This window comes from Sporolactobacillus inulinus, assembly GCF_006539285.1.
GTDB lineage: Bacteria > Bacillota > Bacilli > Bacillales > Sporolactobacillaceae > Sporolactobacillus > Sporolactobacillus inulinus.
On the sequence record NZ_BJMS01000035.1, the window covers coordinates 19,352 to 37,842 of the forward strand.

19 protein-coding genes, 1 tRNA gene and 1 riboswitch are annotated in these 18,491 nt (G+C 46.6%); of the genes, 4 read left to right on the forward strand and 16 right to left on the reverse strand.

All coding sequences use genetic code 11. The features are described from left to right. Positions 1 to 6 precede the first annotated feature (6 nt). The 4 genes from SIN01_RS06655 to SIN01_RS06670 all read right to left on the reverse strand — a co-directional run bounded on the left by SIN01_RS06655 (position 7) and on the right by SIN01_RS06670 (position 4,698). Positions 7 to 825, reverse strand: a complete 819-nt coding sequence (locus tag SIN01_RS06655; RefSeq protein ID WP_010027105.1) for a MetQ/NlpA family ABC transporter substrate-binding protein — start codon at positions 823 to 825, stop codon at positions 7 to 9. Between the two features lie 137 nt (positions 826 to 962). Continuing rightward, positions 963 to 1,070: riboswitch (SAM riboswitch) on the reverse strand. Between the two features lie 88 nt (positions 1,071 to 1,158). Continuing rightward, positions 1,159 to 2,166, reverse strand: coding sequence for a UDP-glucose 4-epimerase GalE (galE, locus tag SIN01_RS06660; protein WP_010026844.1), 1,008 nt, complete (start codon positions 2,164 to 2,166; stop codon positions 1,159 to 1,161). A gap of 67 nt (positions 2,167 to 2,233) precedes the next feature. Then, on the reverse strand, positions 2,234 to 3,775 hold the full coding sequence (locus SIN01_RS06665) for a Ppx/GppA family phosphatase (protein ID WP_010026843.1): 1,542 nt from the start codon (positions 3,773 to 3,775) through the stop codon (positions 2,234 to 2,236). A gap of 152 nt (positions 3,776 to 3,927) precedes the next feature. Then, positions 3,928 to 4,698, reverse strand: coding sequence for a polyphosphate kinase 2 family protein (locus tag SIN01_RS06670; RefSeq protein WP_010026842.1), 771 nt, complete (start codon positions 4,696 to 4,698; stop codon positions 3,928 to 3,930). 192 nt (positions 4,699 to 4,890) lie between these two features. Here SIN01_RS06670 and SIN01_RS15010 point away from each other — a divergent pair, with 192 nt between their 5' ends. Then, the gene (locus SIN01_RS15010) at positions 4,891 to 5,055 is read left to right on the forward strand and encodes a hypothetical protein (protein ID WP_156994729.1); all 165 of its coding nucleotides are present in this window, start codon (positions 4,891 to 4,893) and stop codon (positions 5,053 to 5,055) included. Positions 5,056 to 5,103: 48 nt separating this feature from the next. Here SIN01_RS15010 and SIN01_RS06675 read toward each other — a convergent pair whose 3' ends face one another. Both SIN01_RS06675 and SIN01_RS06680 read right to left on the reverse strand, forming a co-directional pair. Further along, a complete protein-coding gene (locus tag SIN01_RS06675) occupies positions 5,104 to 6,459 on the reverse strand; it encodes a PFL family protein (RefSeq protein ID WP_010027419.1) in 1,356 nt (451 codons plus the stop codon). A 21-nt stretch (positions 6,460 to 6,480) separates the two neighbouring features. After that, the gene (locus SIN01_RS06680) at positions 6,481 to 6,750 is read right to left on the reverse strand and encodes an ACT domain-containing protein (RefSeq protein WP_010027420.1); all 270 of its coding nucleotides are present in this window, start codon (positions 6,748 to 6,750) and stop codon (positions 6,481 to 6,483) included. A gap of 171 nt (positions 6,751 to 6,921) precedes the next feature. On the opposite strand from SIN01_RS06680, the gene SIN01_RS06685 reads away from it, so the two are divergent. After that, positions 6,922 to 6,992: transfer RNA gene (locus SIN01_RS06685), tRNA-Gly, on the forward strand. Between the two features lie 76 nt (positions 6,993 to 7,068). Here the strand turns inward: SIN01_RS06685 and SIN01_RS06690 are convergent. The 5 genes from SIN01_RS06690 to SIN01_RS06710 all read right to left on the reverse strand — a co-directional run bounded on the left by SIN01_RS06690 (position 7,069) and on the right by SIN01_RS06710 (position 12,588). Next, on the reverse strand, positions 7,069 to 7,665 hold the full coding sequence (locus tag SIN01_RS06690) for a histidine phosphatase family protein (RefSeq protein ID WP_010027379.1): 597 nt from the start codon (positions 7,663 to 7,665) through the stop codon (positions 7,069 to 7,071). A 171-nt stretch (positions 7,666 to 7,836) separates the two neighbouring features. Then, positions 7,837 to 8,802: an ABC transporter permease gene (locus SIN01_RS06695; RefSeq protein WP_010027378.1), complete on the reverse strand. Its 966-nt coding sequence runs from the start codon at positions 8,800 to 8,802 to the stop codon at positions 7,837 to 7,839. Next, positions 8,802 to 9,866 carry an ABC transporter permease gene (locus tag SIN01_RS06700; RefSeq protein ID WP_010027377.1) on the reverse strand — a complete coding sequence of 355 codons (1,065 nt, stop codon included), beginning with the start codon at positions 9,864 to 9,866 and terminating at the stop codon, positions 8,802 to 8,804. Before SIN01_RS06700 ends, SIN01_RS06695 begins: the two co-directional genes overlap by 1 nt. Then, complete coding sequence (locus SIN01_RS06705) at positions 9,863 to 11,386, reverse strand: ABC transporter ATP-binding protein (protein WP_047034793.1); 1,524 nt, start codon at positions 11,384 to 11,386, stop codon at positions 9,863 to 9,865. The genes SIN01_RS06700 and SIN01_RS06705 overlap by 4 nt, the downstream gene beginning before the upstream one ends. A gap of 113 nt (positions 11,387 to 11,499) precedes the next feature. After that, entirely contained in the window at positions 11,500 to 12,588 is a 1,089-nt protein-coding gene (locus SIN01_RS06710) for a BMP family lipoprotein (RefSeq protein WP_010026761.1), read from the reverse strand. Positions 12,589 to 12,955: 367 nt separating this feature from the next. Between SIN01_RS06710 and SIN01_RS06715 the strand changes: the two genes are divergently transcribed. Continuing rightward, the gene (locus SIN01_RS06715; protein ID WP_010026760.1) at positions 12,956 to 13,315 is read left to right on the forward strand and encodes a Lin0512 family protein; all 360 of its coding nucleotides are present in this window, start codon (positions 12,956 to 12,958) and stop codon (positions 13,313 to 13,315) included. Between the two features lie 112 nt (positions 13,316 to 13,427). Here SIN01_RS06715 and SIN01_RS06720 read toward each other — a convergent pair whose 3' ends face one another. Further along, positions 13,428 to 13,754 carry a MazG nucleotide pyrophosphohydrolase domain-containing protein gene (locus SIN01_RS06720; RefSeq protein WP_010026759.1) on the reverse strand — a complete coding sequence of 109 codons (327 nt, stop codon included), beginning with the start codon at positions 13,752 to 13,754 and terminating at the stop codon, positions 13,428 to 13,430. A 214-nt stretch (positions 13,755 to 13,968) separates the two neighbouring features. On the opposite strand from SIN01_RS06720, the gene niaP reads away from it, so the two are divergent. Beyond that, entirely contained in the window at positions 13,969 to 15,174 is a 1,206-nt protein-coding gene (niaP, locus tag SIN01_RS06725) for an MFS transporter (RefSeq protein WP_010026758.1), read from the forward strand. 171 nt (positions 15,175 to 15,345) lie between these two features. On the opposite strand, the gene SIN01_RS06730 is transcribed toward niaP, so the two are convergent. The 4 genes from SIN01_RS06730 to SIN01_RS15015 all read right to left on the reverse strand — a co-directional run bounded on the left by SIN01_RS06730 (position 15,346) and on the right by SIN01_RS15015 (position 18,424). Further along, entirely contained in the window at positions 15,346 to 15,876 is a 531-nt protein-coding gene (locus SIN01_RS06730; protein ID WP_010026755.1) for a chromate transporter, read from the reverse strand. Then, positions 15,873 to 16,469, reverse strand: coding sequence for a chromate transporter (locus SIN01_RS06735; protein ID WP_010026754.1), 597 nt, complete (start codon positions 16,467 to 16,469; stop codon positions 15,873 to 15,875). The genes SIN01_RS06730 and SIN01_RS06735 overlap by 4 nt, the downstream gene beginning before the upstream one ends. Before the next feature lie 44 nt (positions 16,470 to 16,513). Further along, positions 16,514 to 18,121, reverse strand: a complete 1,608-nt coding sequence (locus SIN01_RS06740) for a gamma-glutamyltransferase family protein (protein WP_010026753.1) — start codon at positions 18,119 to 18,121, stop codon at positions 16,514 to 16,516. Between the two features lie 147 nt (positions 18,122 to 18,268). Next, positions 18,269 to 18,424, reverse strand: a complete 156-nt coding sequence (locus tag SIN01_RS15015) for a hypothetical protein (protein ID WP_156994730.1) — start codon at positions 18,422 to 18,424, stop codon at positions 18,269 to 18,271. Between the last annotated feature and the right edge of the window lie 67 nt (positions 18,425 to 18,491).

Sequence of the window (18,491 nt, forward strand, 5' to 3'; positions counted from 1 at the left end):
TCCTCCTTACCAAGCAGGAACTACAGAGCCTCCAAATTTCTTCTCAATGAAGTCCTTAACTTCTTTTGATTGGTAATATTTTTTCAGTTGTTTGACAACTTTGTCATTCTTATTATCGGTACGAACAACGAAATAGTTAGGGTATGGATTGTTTTTGAGCGGTTCATGGAAAATTGAATCGTTCAGAACGGTTAAACCGGCACCCATGGCAAAGTTTGTATTAATCGCTGATGCAGCGACTTCGTTTAGCTGCGCCGGAAGCTGTGCTGCGTCCATTTCGATGATCTGTAGTTTTTTCGGGTTGCTAATCACATCGCGTTTTGTCGATGTCACATTGGAACCTTTTTTCAGCTTGATCACACCGGCTTTTTCAAACAGCTGCAGTCCGCGCAGTTCATTTGCCGGGTCGTTTGGAACGGCAATCTTGTCGCCTTTTTTCAGTTCATCAAGGTTTTTGATTTTCTTGGAATAGATCCCCATCGGGAAGGCAACCGTTTTGAAAACATCGGTGATCTTATAGCCTTTATTTTCGATCTGATTCTTCAAAAATGGCATGGTTTGATAGCTGTTTGCATCCAAATTTTTATCATTCAGTGCGATATTAGGCTGATTGTAGTCATTGAATACTTTTAAATGAATCGTCAATCCGTCTTTCTTAGCAAGTTTAGCCACTTGTTCCATCACTTCCTGATGGGGTCCGCCGGTCACACCAACCGTTATTTCTTTCTCACTTAATCCATTTGAGGAGCTGCTGCCGCACGCGGCGAGTACAAAAATTAAAGAAAGGGCCAATAGTGCTGAAATCGCTGAAGTGATTCGTTTCAAGATGTCTTCCTCCTGTTTCTATATAAGAATAGTATGAATTCTAACCGTAACATTCCTTCCCAGCTTCCATTCTATGAGATCTCGGAAAAAATAAAGGCTTCCCCCGATAAGAGAGAAGCCTGTGTCATCCGTATCTTCTCTTATCTCTCAAAATCCATTTGGATTCTGCAGGAATTGGCACCTAAATGTCTCCATTTGGTTGCCGGGTTTCATCGGGCCAGTCCCTCCGCCGCTCTGGATAAGAAGTATTTAATTGGTTAGTGGTTTGATTGTACCGCGAAATGCGCTCCCTGTCAAAGTATTCTTGACCATCTCGCCACAACGAACGGAACCTTATTTTTCCAAAGATACATTGCTTGCATAGCCTTGTGGATGGCTGCTGTGCCAAGCCCATGCATCGGCCAGAATTTCCGGTATATTGGTATGCTGCGGCTTCCAGCCAAGCACGCTTTTTGCCTTTTTCGGTGAAGCGATTAAGGTGCTCGGATCCCCGGCGCGACGCGGTGCCAATTCAGCAGGAATTGTTTTACCGGTTACTTTTCGAGCAGCATCAATGATTTCTTTAACCGAGAAGCCTTCGCTGGATCCGAGATTAAATACGTCGCTCTTGCCGCCATCAAATAGGTAGCGCAGAGCGAGACGGTGGGCGGCAATCAGGTCTTCAATGTGCACGTAGTCGCGAACGCAGGTCCCGTCTTTGGTCGCATAGTCGTCGCCGAAAATTGAAATATGGTCGCGCTCTCCGGCTGCAACTTGCAGCACAATTGGAATCAGGTGCGTTTCCGGATGGTGATCCTCGCCGATTTTGCCCGATTTGCTTGCGCCGGCGACGTTAAAATAACGCAGTGCAACAAAGCGCATGCCATAAGCACGGTCGCACCATTTCATCATTTTTTCCATCGTCAGTTTCGATTCACCGTATGGATTTGTCGGTTTCGTCGGCATTTCTTCTGTGATCGGCACAACTTCCGGTTCTCCGTATGTAGCAGCGGTCGATGAGAAAACAATATGATTCACATTGTTTTCGTGCATCGTTTCAAGCAGTACCTGCATCCCGTAGACATTATTATTGAAATACTTCAATGGCTTTTCTACGGATTCGCCAACCAGTGAATTTGCGGCGAAATGAATGACGCCTTTAATGGTTTCCTTTTTAAAAACAGAATCTAAGCATGCTTTATCACGAATATCGCCTTGATAAAATTTTGCTTTCGGGTGTAAGGCTTCCTTGTGACCCGTTTGCAAGTTATCAACGACAACGACGTCTTCTCCGGCATCGATCAGCTGGTAAACGGCGTGTGAGCCAATGTAACCCGCACCGCCTAATACTAAAATAGACATAGATAACCCCTTCCAGACTTTTACTATTTATTATTATTTTCTACCTAATTGTAACGGTTGACAAGACTTATTCTGCGCCTTCCACGAAATTAATTGCAAGCGATGCTTTGAGTGCACGTTCCAGATGCTTTTTGTGCCGCTGAGCCGCTTGCGCTTCAAAATAAGCGTCGCCATGGTAGTAAGCAATAATACGCAGCTTCTTCTTTGTCATCTTTACCGAAAGCCGATCAACCACATGCAGTTTCGTGCGGTCAAAGTCGTGGGCCAGCCGCAGCACAGCGCCAAGTAGCTCATACAACTTCAACTCATCTTTCGTGACCAGCTTCTGAAAGGGTTTGGCATAATCGGCGAGGCGGGACCGATTTTTAAACGAAGCGACCAGAGCAACCGCCAAACGGTTGTGATGACTGATCCCGTTAATATTCATGTTCGTGAGTAAATAAAAGGTTTGTGCACTGCTTGATTCATTATTTATGAATTCGCCTAAATAGGCTAAATCCGCGCTATGGGAGAGCACCCAGGCAATTCGTTCCTCTGAAGCCGTCGTTCCCTTAATAAAATCCATGATGCCCATTAAAATCTGGAAGGCTAATTTCTTTACATAGGCCGTGTGGGCACTGTCTAAATTGAAATCGCGCCGGAGCTGTCGCAAACTTTCATTGAGTACATACGGAATGCGCACCTGTCTGCGCTGCTTAAGTACCCATTCGTAGAAAACACCTTCGCGCAGCCCTTCACTGCTGAGCATGAATGATTCGCCCTCATTCATTTTCACCAGTGTATTAATGACGGCTGCTGCAGGCAGGATTATATCAGAGCGGTCTTTTGACAGCCCATCCATCGTTTCCCGCTCTTCAATACTCATTTTCGCCAACACGTTTGTCAATCGATTCAGCCGCTCTCGTGGCATCGTATACTGATGTAATCCGACCATCGGATAATGCTCGCGAATCTGATCGATACGCGCCAGATTTCTCGCCGTCCCGCCAATACCGATAATCGGAAGTCGGTTGCCGCTCAGCCAGTCCACTTCGGAAAAATTATTTTTGATGTAAGTCTCCAACCGATCACCTGCATCAGCAGCGCCATTTTTATAGAAGCTCTGATACAAGGTTACCGCGCCAAACGCAAACGAATGCGAATGAATCAGACGGCGGTTTCGAAACATCGTTACTTCGGTACTTCCTCCGCCGATGTCAATGGTGATCCCATCCTCAACATACGTTGAGTTAATCACTGCCAAATAGCCATAGAACGCTTCTTGTAGACCGGGCAATAGCCGTATCGAAAGTCCGGTTTCCTCCCGTACTTGTTGAAATACAGCCTCCCGGTTCTTGGCCTTTCGCATCGCTGCTGTAGCAAACGCATCGACAAGCTGCACGTCGCTTTCTCGTTCAATAATAAACTGAAACCGTCTCAGAACGGAAAGAAGTACAGAGATGCCTTGTTCACTTAATCGCTCTTGTTCATCTATGTAGTTGCTTAATCGGGCGACTGCTTTAAAATTCATCATTTCTTTGGAAAAGAAATCTCGATCAATACCGACAATCACAAGCCTTATTGAATTTGATCCAATGTCGATCATTGCGTGTTTTTGTGAGATGTCCAAGTCATTCCCTCCTGCCCGCTATCCTAGGGAAACGCGCGGTTCACCGAAATATCCTTCATGAAAAAAATATCCTTCATGTAAAAGTATAGCGTAAAGAAGATGAACTCGGTATCAAAAGGGCATATTCTCAATAAAAAGCGACTTGTGAATTTTTAGCTTTCTCTTTTTAATGGAACGGGAATCTCATCTTGGCTCACACCGTTTGCTTTTAGATGCTCCTTAATTGATTTCGTCATCTCTTTCAAGATCGCAATGCGTGCAAACCATTTATTATTTGCCGGCACAATAGTCCACGGAGCCTCAACCGTATCGGTTTTTGCAAACATGTCTTCTGCCGCAACCGCATACTCATCCCACTTTGCACGATTCCGCCAGTCCTCATCGGTTATTTTCCATTTTTTCAGTGGATCGGACGCACGCTTTTTGAAGCGTTTGTACTGCTCATCTTTTGTGCAGTGCAGCCAGAATTTATGAATCAAATAGCGGTCGCAAGTCAGCATGCGTTCAAATTCATTGATCTCTTCATAGGCGCGGCTCCATTCATCCGGTTTCGCCAGCTGTTCCACGCGTTCGACAAGCACGCGCCCGTACCATGAACGATCAAAAATAGCAATTTGTCCATATTGAGGGATTTTGCGCCAAAACCGCTGCATATAGTGATAGCGTTTTTCATGTGGCGCCGGGGCGGAAATCGGCCAGACGCGTACGCCCCTCGGATCAAGATTGGCAACCGCCCGCTTAATGGCTCCTCCTTTCCCACTCGCGTCCCATCCTTCAAAGACAAACAGAACACCAAGATTTCGCTCGAGCAGCAAGTGTTGCATCGACAGCAGCTTCAACTGATACTTTTTTAATTTTTTTTCGTATTCGTCTTTATCTGTAATGGATTGGTTTAAATCAACATTAGATAACCGTCCAGACATAGAAATCCTCCTTTTTGTGCCAAATATGTCCTTAGGTTATGATTTTCGCTTAATGGTTATCCAAATCCTCCTTTTTTGCCACCATGGAGCGCCCAGGAGCAGGAGGCATATTTTTTTCGAAATTGCTCACACTAGTTCTTGGCGGTAACAGGAACACCATCCGTCAAAAAAACAAAGAAAGCTGTGACGATCGTGGTACAGAAAAAAGACGAGAAAAAGAATCAATCCGCATTCGATCAAGAATTTGCTGAACCGCTTGATGAGCATTCGGTAGAAGAACGCGAACGCGCGCAACGCACCGGAGACAGCGAAAAACAAACGAATGGCCTGAACAATCAAAACCATCAAAATCACTAATCCACTAAGAAAAAAGCGGAAACCCATTATCGGTTTCCGCTTTTTTCGTTAATTTTTAAATGAATGAATCGGTGCAGGAATTCGTCCGCCGCGATTAATAAAATCGGCCGATTTATGGCGATTAACCGCCATCACCGGTGCGTGTCCGAGTAGTCCGCCAAATTCAACCGTCTCACCAACCGCTTTGCCAGGTGCTGGAATCACGCGTACCGCCGTCGTTTTGTTATTGATGACGCCGATTGCCGCTTCATCGGCAATCATTGCGGCAATCGTCTCTGCCGGCGTATCACCCGGTACTGCAATCATATCCAGACCTACGGAACAAACTGCAGTCATAGCTTCCAGTTTCTCCAGGTTCAATGCTCCGCGATTGACCGCATCAATCATCCCTGCATCTTCAGAAACAGGAATAAATGCACCACTTAACCCGCCGACATGGCTGCATGCCATGACCCCGCCTTTTTTCACAGCATCATTCAATAGGGCAAGTGCCGCGGTCGTTCCATGGGTACCCACAGACTCAAGCCCCATTTCTTCAAGAATATGCGCCACAGAATCGCCAACCGCAGGTGTTGGTGCCAGCGACAAATCGACAATCCCGAACGGAACGCCGAGTCGCTCTGAAGCTTCACGGCCGACCAGTTGTCCCATTCGTGTAATCTTAAATGCAATTTTTTTAACCGTTTCGGATACGACGTCAAACGGCTGGCCTTTCACCTTCTCCAGCGCACGCTTCACAACCCCCGGACCGCTAACCCCAACGTTCAGAATACAGTCCTCCTCGCCGACACCGTGAAAAGCACCGGCCATGAATGGATTGTCCTCAACAGCATTTGCAAAAATGACCAGTTTTGCACAACCGAGACCTTGCTGATCTGCCGTGCGCGCTGCTGTTTCCTTAACGATACCGCCCATTTGCTTAACCGCATCCATATTGATACCGGAACGCGTCGAACCCACATTGACTGAGGAACAGACAAATTCAGTCGTGGCCATTGCTTCCGGTATGGATTGGATCAATTTTCGATCACCCAGGGTGTACCCTTTTTGCACGAGCGCGCTGAATCCGCCGACAAAGTTCACCCCGGTTGTCTTCGCAACCTCATCCAAGGTTTGAGCAAAAGCCGTGTAATTCTCATCCTGAGATGCACCGGCAATGAGTGAAATCGGAGTCACGGAAATGCGTTTATGAATAATCGGAATACCGAATTCATCTTCAATCGCTGCCCCGGTTTTAACAAGATTTTCGGCACGGCGTGTCATTTTGTCATAAATCTTGGCCCTTGCTTTCGCTCCATCACTGTCAATGCAGTCAAGAAGTGAAATTCCCATCGTAATCGTTCGAATATCCAGCTTTTCTTCCTCAATCATTCGAATCGTTTCAAGTATTTGTTTGGTTTCCATGATTTCCCGAATTCCTCCACCTTATAAGCTGTGCATCGATGTGAAAATTTCTTCACGCTGAATCTTGATCTGAACACCGAGCGCGCTTCCTTTTTCCGACAAAGACTCTTTGATTTCAGCAAAACTGTTCGAAGCTTTTTCGAGATCAAGCACCATCATCATTGTGAAATAGCCGTCCATGATCGTTTGCGAAACGTCCAAAATGTTTACATCCAATTCGGCCAACTTGCTGCTGACGCCGGCGATAATGCCGACATTATCCTTACCGATTACGGTTAAAATTGCCTTCATTCTGATTGACACTCCCTGCTCGCTATGAGACTGTTATTTCTGCGACTTTTTATAATTCTTACGATTAAGCGCTACTGCCATTATCTCAAGAAAAAATTGTGATGCAAGCAAATCCTTAATATTGACAAAAATTGTCCGTTCTTATAAGATTAAGTATGGCTTTTTCGTTATGCGGGTGTAGTTTAATGGTAAAATTAGAGCTTCCCAAGCTCTCGTCGTGGGTTCGATTCCCATCACCCGCTTTTATTCAATAGAGCGATCAAGAGCGGACTGTGATCCGCTCTTTTTTTGTTTTGTCTGATGTTCATAAAGCGCCATTCAGATACTGGTCACTTTACCGAACCGACTTAAATGATCAATGCAGTTATAATCGATGATTTGCCACGAATCGCCTTCGTTCGCGATATGGCTAATGCATGTATTAAACAGCTTCGTCTTCCCAGTTCCGATTTTTCCATTGGAAAGAAGTGCGAGAATCACATTGATCAAGCCGCCATGTGCGACAAGCAAAACGTTTTGATTAGGGTGACCCGTTTTCACATGATCCAATCCGCGTATTACCCGTTCCTTGATGTGATCAAACGGTTCCAGTCCCGGTATATTGCCTTCCGGAAATTTCTGATCCCGCTCTGGAATCGTCAATCCAGATGCTTCGCCGTAAGACTTCTCAATGAAATCCCGGTCCACCGCGAGAGGCAGATCGCCAATATAAGTGTTGACGATCTCAGCCGTCTGTTTTGCACGCAGCAGCGGGCTGGTGACGACCGCAGAAAATTGCTCCGACTTCAGATATTCCCCTACCATCGCTGCTTGCTTTCTTCCCCGTTCATTAAGCGGAATGTCCTCACGTCCCTGCAGTTTTCCCATCGCGTTCCAATCGGTTTCTCCATGCCTTACCAGGCAGATTGTCGTCATTTTTCATCCTCCAAACGTCGTCTTCTCCTCATCGGTCATGAGACCGTATGGATCTTGATACCCCCTATTATATCGGAAAATTTTTTCTCATGCAGTGCCAACTTTTAGTTAACTAGTCAAAACCGCCGCCGGCAACAATCCGGCAGCGGTTGATTCATGTTTTCTAAAGCGTTAACGCTGTCCTTTAATATACGGAACACCATCAGCCTTTGGTGCTTCAGCACGGCCAACGAATCCAGTAAGAACAATCAGCGTTAGGACATAAGGCGCGATCAACATAAATACCGACGGCAGTCGATCCAAGTATGGAATCTGCTGGCTGGTAATACTGAGTGCTTGCGCGAAGCCGAAAAACAGCGACGCTCCCATTGCTCCTATTGGATGCCATTTACCAAAGACGAGTGCCGCTAACGCAAGGAAACCTTGTCCAGCGATCGTCGTAACATTATAGTTGGACGTTATGGTCACAAGGTAAACCGCACCGCCGATGCCGCCAAGCACTCCACTCAGCAGAACACCGATGTAGCGCATCTTAATGACACTGATCCCAAGCGTATCCGCTGCAGCCGGATGCTCGCCAACCGATCGGAGCCTTAGGCCAAACGGCGTCTTGTAAACGATAAACCAGCACAGAATGGCAATGAGAATCGCGATATAAGAGGTATAAGCGACCTGTTGGAAAAAGAGCGGCCCGAGAAATGGAATCTTTGCCAAACCGGGAATATCAACCTTATCAATATTATGCGTAATATAAGGGGTCTGGCCCTTGCCGTCGAAAATCAATTTCACAAGAAAGATGGTCAAGCCGGCAGCAAGAAAGTTTAACGCCACACCACTGACGGTTTGATCTGCGCGAAATGAAATGGATACAACGGCATGAATCAGTGAGAAAAGTCCGCCGACCGCTCCGGCAATCAGAATGGCAATCCAAGGAGAGGCATCGCCAAGGCCTGAATGCTCAAGCCCTAAGGTCGAGACGGCTGCAGCGAACGCACCAACCGCCATCAACCCTTCCAAACCAATATTGACAATCCCGGATCGTTCCGAGAACATGCCGCCCAGTGACGTGAAAATCAGCGGAGCAGCAGTCAGTAGCGTTGACGGGATAATGATTGTCAAAATTTCAAAAAAGCTCATTATTTCTTCCCCTTTCTCGAAAAGCGGCTCAGTGCCCATTTAATCGCATAACTCGAGCCGACGAAGAAAATGATCAGAGCAATAATGATGTTGACCAATTCAACCGGAACACCGGCATTGGCCTGCATGGTCAGCCCGCCGTTTTGCAAACCGGAAAATAACGCTCCGGCCAACAAGACGCCAATCGGTGTATTTAGACCGAGCAGTGCAACCGCAATACCGTTGAAGCCGATGCCGGTAAAGGCGGAGCTGATCGTCATGTATTGGTAGGTGCCCAGTCCTTCCATCGCTCCGGCAAGTCCGGCGAAAATGCCGGAAATGGTCAGCGACAGCATGATGTTGCGCGCAACACTCATTCCGGCATAATTGGATGCGTCCGGACTGAAGCCGACCGAGCGCAGTTCATATCCTTTTGTTGTTTTCCATAATAAAAACCACATTGCAAATACAGCAATAATCGCGACAATAATGCCCCAGTGCAAGCGCGATCCCTGTGTGAGATTTGCAAGAAACGGTGAAGCAAGCGATGCTGCAGAAGGAATCGTCGGTGTACGCTCACCTTCCGTGTAGAGAAAATTTTTAATGAGATAGGCAGTCGTATAAAGCGCAATGTAGTTCATCATAATTGTTGAAATGACTTCATGAACCTTAAAACGTGCCTTCAGGAATCCAGGAATAAAACCCCAAAGTGCACCGGCAGCTCCGCCCGCAACAATGGACAGCGGAAGTAAAAGGATTTTGGGCAGATGCCCGAGGGAGATTGCACAGGCAACCGATGCCAGCCAGCCAACCATCAACTGTCCCTCGACACCAATATTGAAAAGACCTGTCCGAAAGGAAAACGCGACGGCAAGACCTGCCAAGACGAGCGGAATCATCGCCCGAATCGTTTCGCCACCATAATAAGGCTGAAGAAAGATCGATTCGACAATCGATTGGTAAGCCAGTACCGGATTATAACCGATCACGAGCATGATTACAGCCCCACATAAAAGACCGAGAATGACGGAAATGACCGGGATGAGTAAGGTCATCCAATTTACCTTTTTCAATAAATTGCTCACGCCTCACTTCCCCCTTTCTTTCTGCCGGCCATAAGCAGGCCGAGTTCATTTTCATTAGTTTCCTTCGGGCTGACAATATCAATGATATACCCTTCGTAAATGACCGCGATACGATCGCTCAAATGGAGAATCTCATCCAATTCAAAAGAAACAAGCAATACTGCTTTTCCTTTTTTCTTTTCTTCAATCAGCTTTCCGTGAATAAATTCAATTGCCCCAACGTCCAGACCGCGTGTCGGCTGCGCCGCAATCAGAAGCTGCGGGCTGCGATCCACTTCACGAGCTACGATCACTTTTTGCTGATTGCCGCCCGAAAGCGCCCGGGCATGCGTCTTTTCACTCGGAGTCCGAACATCGAATTCCTGAATCAGTTTTTTGGCTTTCTTTGCGATCACTTTATTCTGTAAAATTCCCATCTGCGCGTACGGCTTCTGATAATACGTCTGCAATACCATGTTTTCAGCAATAGAGAAATCCAAAACAAGTCCATGCTTTTGCCGATCTTCCGGAATATACCCCAAGCCGGCCTCAATCATTTTGCGTGTCCTCTGATTGGTCACATCTTGATTGTTCAGCTTAATCGTGCCGCTTTTCGTCTTGCGCAGTCCGGCAATCGCCTCAATGAGTTCTGTCTGTCCGTTGCCGTCTACACCGGCAATACCGAGGATTTCCCCGCCATGAACGGTCAGATTCAAATCCTTGATGACCTCTACCTTACGCGCATCGGCAACATTTAGGTGCTCAATTTCCAGCACTTTTCCTTGAGGATTGTATGGCGCGTCATTAACCTGAACATGTACTTTGCGCCCAACCATCATGCTGGCAAGTTCAGTTGGATTGGTATCGGAAATCTTCACCGTGTCGATATTTTTTCCGCGCCGAATAACCGTAGCACGATCGCAGCATTCAAAGATCTCTTTCAGTTTGTGCGTAATGAGGATAATCGACTTTCCCTCATGGACGAGACGCTTCATAATCTCAATTAATTCTTGAATTTCAATTGGCGTCAGGACCGCAGTCGGTTCATCAAAGATCAGAATATCGGAGCCGCGATAGAGTGTCTTTAAAATTTCCACACGCTGCTGCATGCCAACGGTTATTTCTTCAACCTTTTTCTCTGGATCAACATCCAATCCATATTTTTCGGATAGCTCTCTGACAACTTTTACTGCCTCTTTCATATCGAGAACACCATTTTTTTTCGGCTCTCTGCCAAGAACGATATTTTCAGCGACAGTAAATTTATCAATCAGCATAAAGTGTTGATGAACCATGCCTATGCCGAGCCGAGTCGCGTCGTTGGGGTCATGGATAACCGCCTTTTCCCCATGAACATAAATTTCTCCTCTATCGGGCTGATACAGACCAAAAAGAACATTCATCAGCGTCGACTTCCCGGCACCATTTTCACCGAACAGCGCATGAATTTCGCCATCTTCGACCTGAAGGGTGATGTTGTCATTGGCAACAATACCGGGAAATTCTTTCCTGATCTGTCTCATTTCAATTGCATAGGACATGCCTTCAGTCTCCCATCTCTGACTATGTAGAAAAAATGATCGAAACACAGCCTAATTATAAATGAAGGATGAGGCAGAATAAATGCCTCATCCAACATGAATTAAACAATCGATTACTTTAAGGTAGCAGCATATTCTTTGAATTCTTTATCAGTTGTCGGAACTTTAATGGAACCGTCAATGATCTTGCTCTTATATTGATTTACTTCGTCGAGTGCCTTCTTTGATACATTTTCAGTTGTCGGTGCAATTCCTACACCATTTTCTTTCAGACCGAATGAAAGAACTTGTCCGCCTGGGAAGTCACCGGCTTTTGTTTGTTTCGTTACGTCATAAATCGCTTTATCGACCCGTTTAACCATCGACGTCAACGTTACGTTTTCCGGCATGCCTTGATCATGCTGATCTTTATCAACACCGATTACCCAAACCTTTTTACCGTTTTTCGCACGGTTTTTCGCTTCGGTGAACACACCGTTTCCTGTGTTGCCGGCAGATGCATAGATAATGTCCGCGCCTTTCGTGTAAAGTGTCTGAGCAATTGCGCGTCCCTTGTCAGGTGCGTCAAATGCACCAGCATATTGTGCGTACACTTCTGCATCAGGATTTACGGCTTTCACACCGGCTTTAAATCCGTTTTCGAATTTTTTGATCAGTGCTGAGTTAATCCCACCGATGAAGCCGACTTTATTGGTTTTCGTGGTTAACCCTGCAACAACACCAACAAGGAATGAGCCTTGTTCTTCTTTAAACGTGATGCTCGCAACGTTTTTCAACGGTTTATTGCTCTTATCAACAGCGACAGCGTCAATAATACCTAATTGTGCTTTCGGATTTTGTTCCGCAACTTTCTGAATGTCGCTTTGCATCAGAAAACCGATGCCGTATACGATATTAAAGTTCTGATGAACCATTGTGTTCAAGTTTGGTGAGTAATCCGATGGTTGGGTAGATTGCAGATACTTAACATCAGTACCTTTCTTCAGATCATTGTCTTTAGCGTACGTTGTCAGGCCTTCCCAAGCAGACTGGTTAAAGGATTTGTCATCAACACCGCCAGTGTCCGTGACCATACCCGCTTTGAATGCACTTTTCTTCGTTGAAGTGCTGTTGCCGCTTGATTTGCTGTTGCCGCAGCCGGCAAGAATGGAACCTAAAACAACAACAAAGGCGACAAGCACTGCTATTCTCTTTTTAAACACGTAATAACCCCCCGTTAAAACTTTTGAAATTTAAAACTCACAAAATTTACTATAGCTTAAATTCTTTAAAAAAGAAACCGAAAAGCGGGGAAAAAGCGAAAATTTTGTAGAACATTATTTCTATTGTTCGGCTTTTGCATCCTTTAGTGCGTTAAAACTCTATAAAATGTCGGGTTCGATAAATATCCGACATTTTTTGCTTCTATTCTTTTCTAACTTTCCCCATTAATTTTAGTTCTTTCAAGGGAATCATTGGTTGTTTTCGTCAGATTATCTTACATGCCAAAAGATCTTTGAGCATAATCTTAACCGTTAACCCTCTCATTTGCTATAATCAAAAGAAACTTTGCACAAAGGAGCCTTTCTCATGGATCATCTCTTATTTATTGAAACAGGTTTTGGAATTGATGTCCACGGTCAGGATGTCACCTGCGCAGCGGTTCGCGCGGTTCGTGATGCGATTCATCGAAATTCAATGCCGGGCATTTCCCGTTTTCTGCCCGATCACGACTTGAACAAGATGGAGGTAACGATTCGCCTCGCTGTGCCAAAGGATAAGGAACGTGTTGCTATCGAAAAAGTTAAGGCTGAGATTCCTTACGGTACGGTTCACGTTGAGCTAATGGATGGCGGCATGGCAACACCAAGCGGCATTGTCCTGAAAGATAAGCATGATAAAAATGACTTAATGTACATCGTTAACGCATCCATTGAAGTAGGTTATTAACACATATAAGTAAAAAACTGCACAATAGGCGTAGAAACTGTGCGTCGTCGATTCTAGCGCTTGTTTTACAAATGGATCTCCCTTTGATCGTGAACCAAAAGGAGATCCTCTTTCAATTTATTGTCTCATGATATCTCTTCATTAGCTTTTTTCGATGGACCTGAACAACCTCTTCCAGAGTCATGCCGTACAAATCGGCGAGAATCGCGACATTTGACAAGACGTCACCCAACTCTTCTGCAAGATTTTCTCTTACCTCTTTCTTCGTCATCTTCTCCTCATCAGGATGATCACGACCGATTTCAGAAGCGCGGACTGCGCGCGATACCTCACCAATTTCTTCCATTAAAAAGCCTACGCGAATATAAGGAGGAAGGTCTTTCCATCCTCGTTTTTCATAGAATCTTTTCTCCCAATCTTGAACATCCTGTAAATACACGTTCTTCCCTCCGGCAGCGCTATTTCTTTCTAGTTTACCATGATCCGTTTGATTATCGGTCAACTTTGGCGAATCAATTAATGAACAGGTCGACAACTTTTTCCACAAGTGTCTTTACACTTGTAAACTAAATCACTATAATCAATTTTGATAACTTGGACAAATGCTCCGCTTTTCAGAGCTGCACTTATTCTATAATCTATAGGAGGATCTTATGTCACCTGTAAAACATATTTCAGAACGAAAATTGCTTGGCGTCGCCGGGCTTGCTTGGTTGTTTGATGCTATGGATGTCGGTATGTTATCCTTTATCATCGCCGCACTTGGCGCTGATTGGAAATTAGACGCTGCTCAGATGGGCTGGATTGGCAGTGTCAGCTCGATCGGTATGGCCGTCGGTGCGTTCATCTTCGGTTTAACTGCCGACCGAATCGGGAGAAAGAATGTCCTCATTTTAACCTTGCTCGTATTTTCGATCGGAGCCGGTCTCTCCGCACTGGCAACCGGTTTGACGATCTTCCTCATTCTGCGCTTTATCATTGGAATGGGGCTTGGTGGTGAGCTCCCGGTTGCTTCAACGCTTGTTTCAGAAAGTGTTGCGACGGAAAAGCGCGGACGTACCGTTGTCTTACTCGAAAGCTTCTGGGCAGGCGGCTGGATCATCGCCGCACTGATTTCTTATTTTATCATTCCATCATTCGGCTGGCGGATCGCACTACTGGTCGGTGCGCTTCCTGCGTTCTATGCCATTTACCTCAGATGGAACATTCATGACTCGGCTAATTATGTTGCCAAAACTGAAAAAGAAAAACCAACCGTCCTGCAAAATATCACCACGGTCTGGTCGAAAAAATATATGCGGCAAACCGTGATGCTCTGGATCCTTTGGTTCTGCGTTGTCTTCTCTTATTACGGCATGTTTCTCTGGCTCCCTAACGTTGTCTCCTTAAAAGGGTTCAGCATGGTTAAAAGCTTTGGCTATGTACTGATCATGACGCTCGCGCAGCTGCCCGGTTATTTCACGGCAGCTTGGCTGATCGAAAAATGGGGCCGCAAATGGGTGCTGATTGTCTATCTGCTCGGAACCGCCGTCTTTGCTTATTTCTTCGGCTATGCCTCGACGCTTCCAATGGTCCTCACGTCCGGCATTCTGCTTTCGTTCTTTAATCTGGGAGCCTGGGGCGCGCTCTATGCCTACTCGCCGGAACAATATCCCGCTGTTGTGCGCGGAACCGGTACCGGCATGGCAGCAGCATTTGGACGGATTGGCGGTATTTTCGGACCGCTGCTCGTCGGCTACCTACTCGTACAAAAAGTATCGATCGGCGCAATCTTTACCATCTTCTGCATATCAATCATTATCGGCATCCTCGCCGTTCTGTTCCTCGGTCACGAGACGAAGAACAAAGAATTGGTTTAACAGTTACTGAACAAAACAAAAAACAGACCCTCAAACTGAGCGGTCTGTTTTTTTGTATATTGAAGTGCCTCAATCCCTATTTAACCACTACCAAACGATGCAAAAAATCTGTCGGCCTTTTTTACCGACAGATCCGCAATCATCGATGCAAAATGTTAATCAATAATTCATTTATCCCATAAAAGCCGCGCCGATCAGCAGCGCACCAGCAATCACAAAAGCCGGATGAACACGAAAGCGCTCCATCAGTATAAAACTGACTGCCGCAATCAGAATCATCGGCAGCCATCCGGAAGCCTGTGCAGAAGCTGCAAAAAAGTTGTAGGCCATCATACCGAGCATGACAACGATAATCGGTCGAATAAGTAAAGTCAGCCAATTCACCTTAGGAGAATCTTTAAACCGTTCAAGTATCCGCAAAAGAACAATCAAAAGAACCAACGACGGCGCAACTGTGGCAAATTCCGCCACTAATGAACCCAAAACGCCTGCAACCTCATAGCCAATGTAACCAGCCATTTTTGTCGCAATCGGTCCCGGCAGTGTATTGCCGAAAGCAAGGACATTACTAAACTCGGTCACCGTCATCCAATGATAATGACCAACCACTTCATTTTCAATCAGCGGTATCGATGCTGGACCGCCGCCGTATCCAAGAATACCTGGAATGAAAAAAGCGAGAAACAACTGCCAAAAAATCATTTGCTGTCACCCGCCTTTTTCGAAGGCTTGATCAGCACGATCAGCAAAGTGAGCGCAATCAGAATCGCCGGATGGACATGCAGGACTTTCATCAATACAAAGCTTAAGCCAACCAGAATCAAGCTAATCGTCCAGCCCAGCCCTTTTTGGGCATTCTTCATAAATTTCCAAGTCAATTGTGCCATTAACACGCCGACAACCGGAAGTACGGCCTGCGTCATGCCGCGCACCCAGCGCTGGTCACTGAAACGCACAAGCACGCCGAGCAGCGCAATCATAAGAACAACCGTTGGCAGGATCACTGCGGTTAATGCTGCGAGCAGTCCGGTGAGCCCTTTTACTTTCCAGCCGACATAACCGGCCAGCTTTGTGTTAATCGGTCCAGGCAATGCATTGGACAAGGCGACCAAATCACCGAATTCTTCAAGCGTCATCCATTGATATCGCTTTACAACCTCTGCTTCAATAAGCGGAATGCCCGACGGACCGCCACCAAAGCTGACAATACCGGAGCGAAAAAAGGCCACGAACAAATCCCAGTGAACGACTAGTGCCGATTTCTGTGCTGCTCGTTTTTTTGATTCTTGAGTCATTTAACCAAACTCCTAACTGCTTTCCCTGCTGTCTTAAGATGAAATTACCAGGCTGCAACGACTCCGTCCGCACGCGATTCCGTACCACCTGCTAAAACACCGGTTTTTGGATCACGCCAGATGATTTGCCCGCGCCCAAATGAACCGGTGTCAAGGGCAACGCGAATGTCATGTCCGCGCCGAGCTAATGCCTGAGCAGCTGCATTGGGGAAACTCGGTTCAACCAAAACGGTCTTGTTTTCCAGCCACTGCCATCTTGGTGCATCAAGTGCCGCCTGTGGATGCAGGTGCTCGTCAATAAGCCGGCTAATCACTTGTAGATGGCCTTGCGGCTGCATGTATCCGCCCATCACGCCAAATGGACCGACCGGCTGACCGTTGCGCGACAGAAATCCCGGGATAATGGTATGATAGGTTTTCTTACCCGGTTTCAATGCATTCGCATCCTGAGGATCCAACGAAAAGGTATAGCCGCGGTTTTGCATCGCGATGCCTGTACCCGGGATCACAATTCCCGATCCGAAGCCCATAAAGTTACTTTGGATGAACGACACCATGTTACCGTCCTCATCCGCCGTGGCAAGATATACGGTTCCGCCTTTTGACAATCTGCCTGGCTCCGGCGCTATCGCCGATTGACCAATCAGACCTGCACGTTCTTTGGCGTATGTCTCGCTGAGTAGCTGCTGCGTCTCGCTTGTCATGTCGCTCGGGTCGGTAATGTATGCCTTGCCATCTGAAAAGGCGAGCTTTAGTGCTTCAATTTGTTTGTGATATGTATCGATACCCGCTTCGCTTGTAAGCTCGAATTGCTTTAAAATATTTAGACCCAGCAACGCGACGAGCCCTTGACCATTTGGCGGTAACTCCCAGACTTCATAGCCGCGATACGTGGTTGAAATTGGCTCGATCCACTGTACCTGATAGTTTTCCAAATCACTTTTACGAATGAATCCGCTATGTTTTCTCGAAAAGGCATCGATACGATCAGCCAGTTCCCCTTTATAAAAGGCATCGCTATGTGTCTCGGCAATAGCACGCAAGCTGTGGGCATGATCCGGCGCTTTCCAAAGTGTACCCGGTTCAGGAGGACGGCCATTCGGTGCAAAGGTTTGAAACCATGGGTCAAACATGGCGTCATGAAATTTCTCTTTATATTCATTAAACGCGCGCTTCCAGTTTAAGGCGACCACCGGTGAAACAGGGAACCCGCGTTCTGCATAATCAATGGCCGGCTGAAGGACTGCTGCCAGCGAGAGCTTGCCGAATTTTCTTGAACACTCTGCCCATGCAGCAGGAGCACCGGGAACCATCACCGGGATGAGTCCATGCGCCGGCATATTCTGGTAGCCACGTGCCTGAACAGCGCTTATCGACATCGTCTGCGGCGCCGTTCCACTCGCATTCAATCCGTGCAGCTTCCCTTTTGTCCAGATTAAAGCAAACGCATCGCTGCCCAGTCCGTTAGACGTCGGTTCCACGACCGTGAGGCACGCGGCTGTTGCGATGGCTGCATCGATCGCATTGCCGCCTTGTTTCAAGATGTCCAGCCCTGCCTGCGCAGCCAGTGGTTGCGCCGTTGCCACCATACCGCGTTTGGCAAAGATTGAGTTTCTCGGCAACGCATTTGGAGAAAAATGATAATCGACCATTGAAGCGGCCCCTTCCCTAGAGTCTGTGCCTTTATTTTACTCCAGTGAGGCGAGCCCTGTATATGAGGAAAAGGTTAATTTTCAACTTTCATGCATCCATTCGTCTGCTTCTGTATACTTTGACCAATGCTCAATTAACCCATGATTTCACATGATCTTACTCCGTCTGCAGCTGCAGCACAAAAAACAGACGATTTTGTTCCAAGTTTTCAGCATCTTCTCGACAAGGCTCGGCTCATAGAGCGTTGCCGCCCTCCCTTGATTCAGCGCCGCGACTTCCTTCGTATCCCCATCGATGCCCATAACGGTATCCCCAATTTCAGGTTTCTTATAGTATTAGAAAAACTAGGCAAAAAGCGCCCGGTCCTTA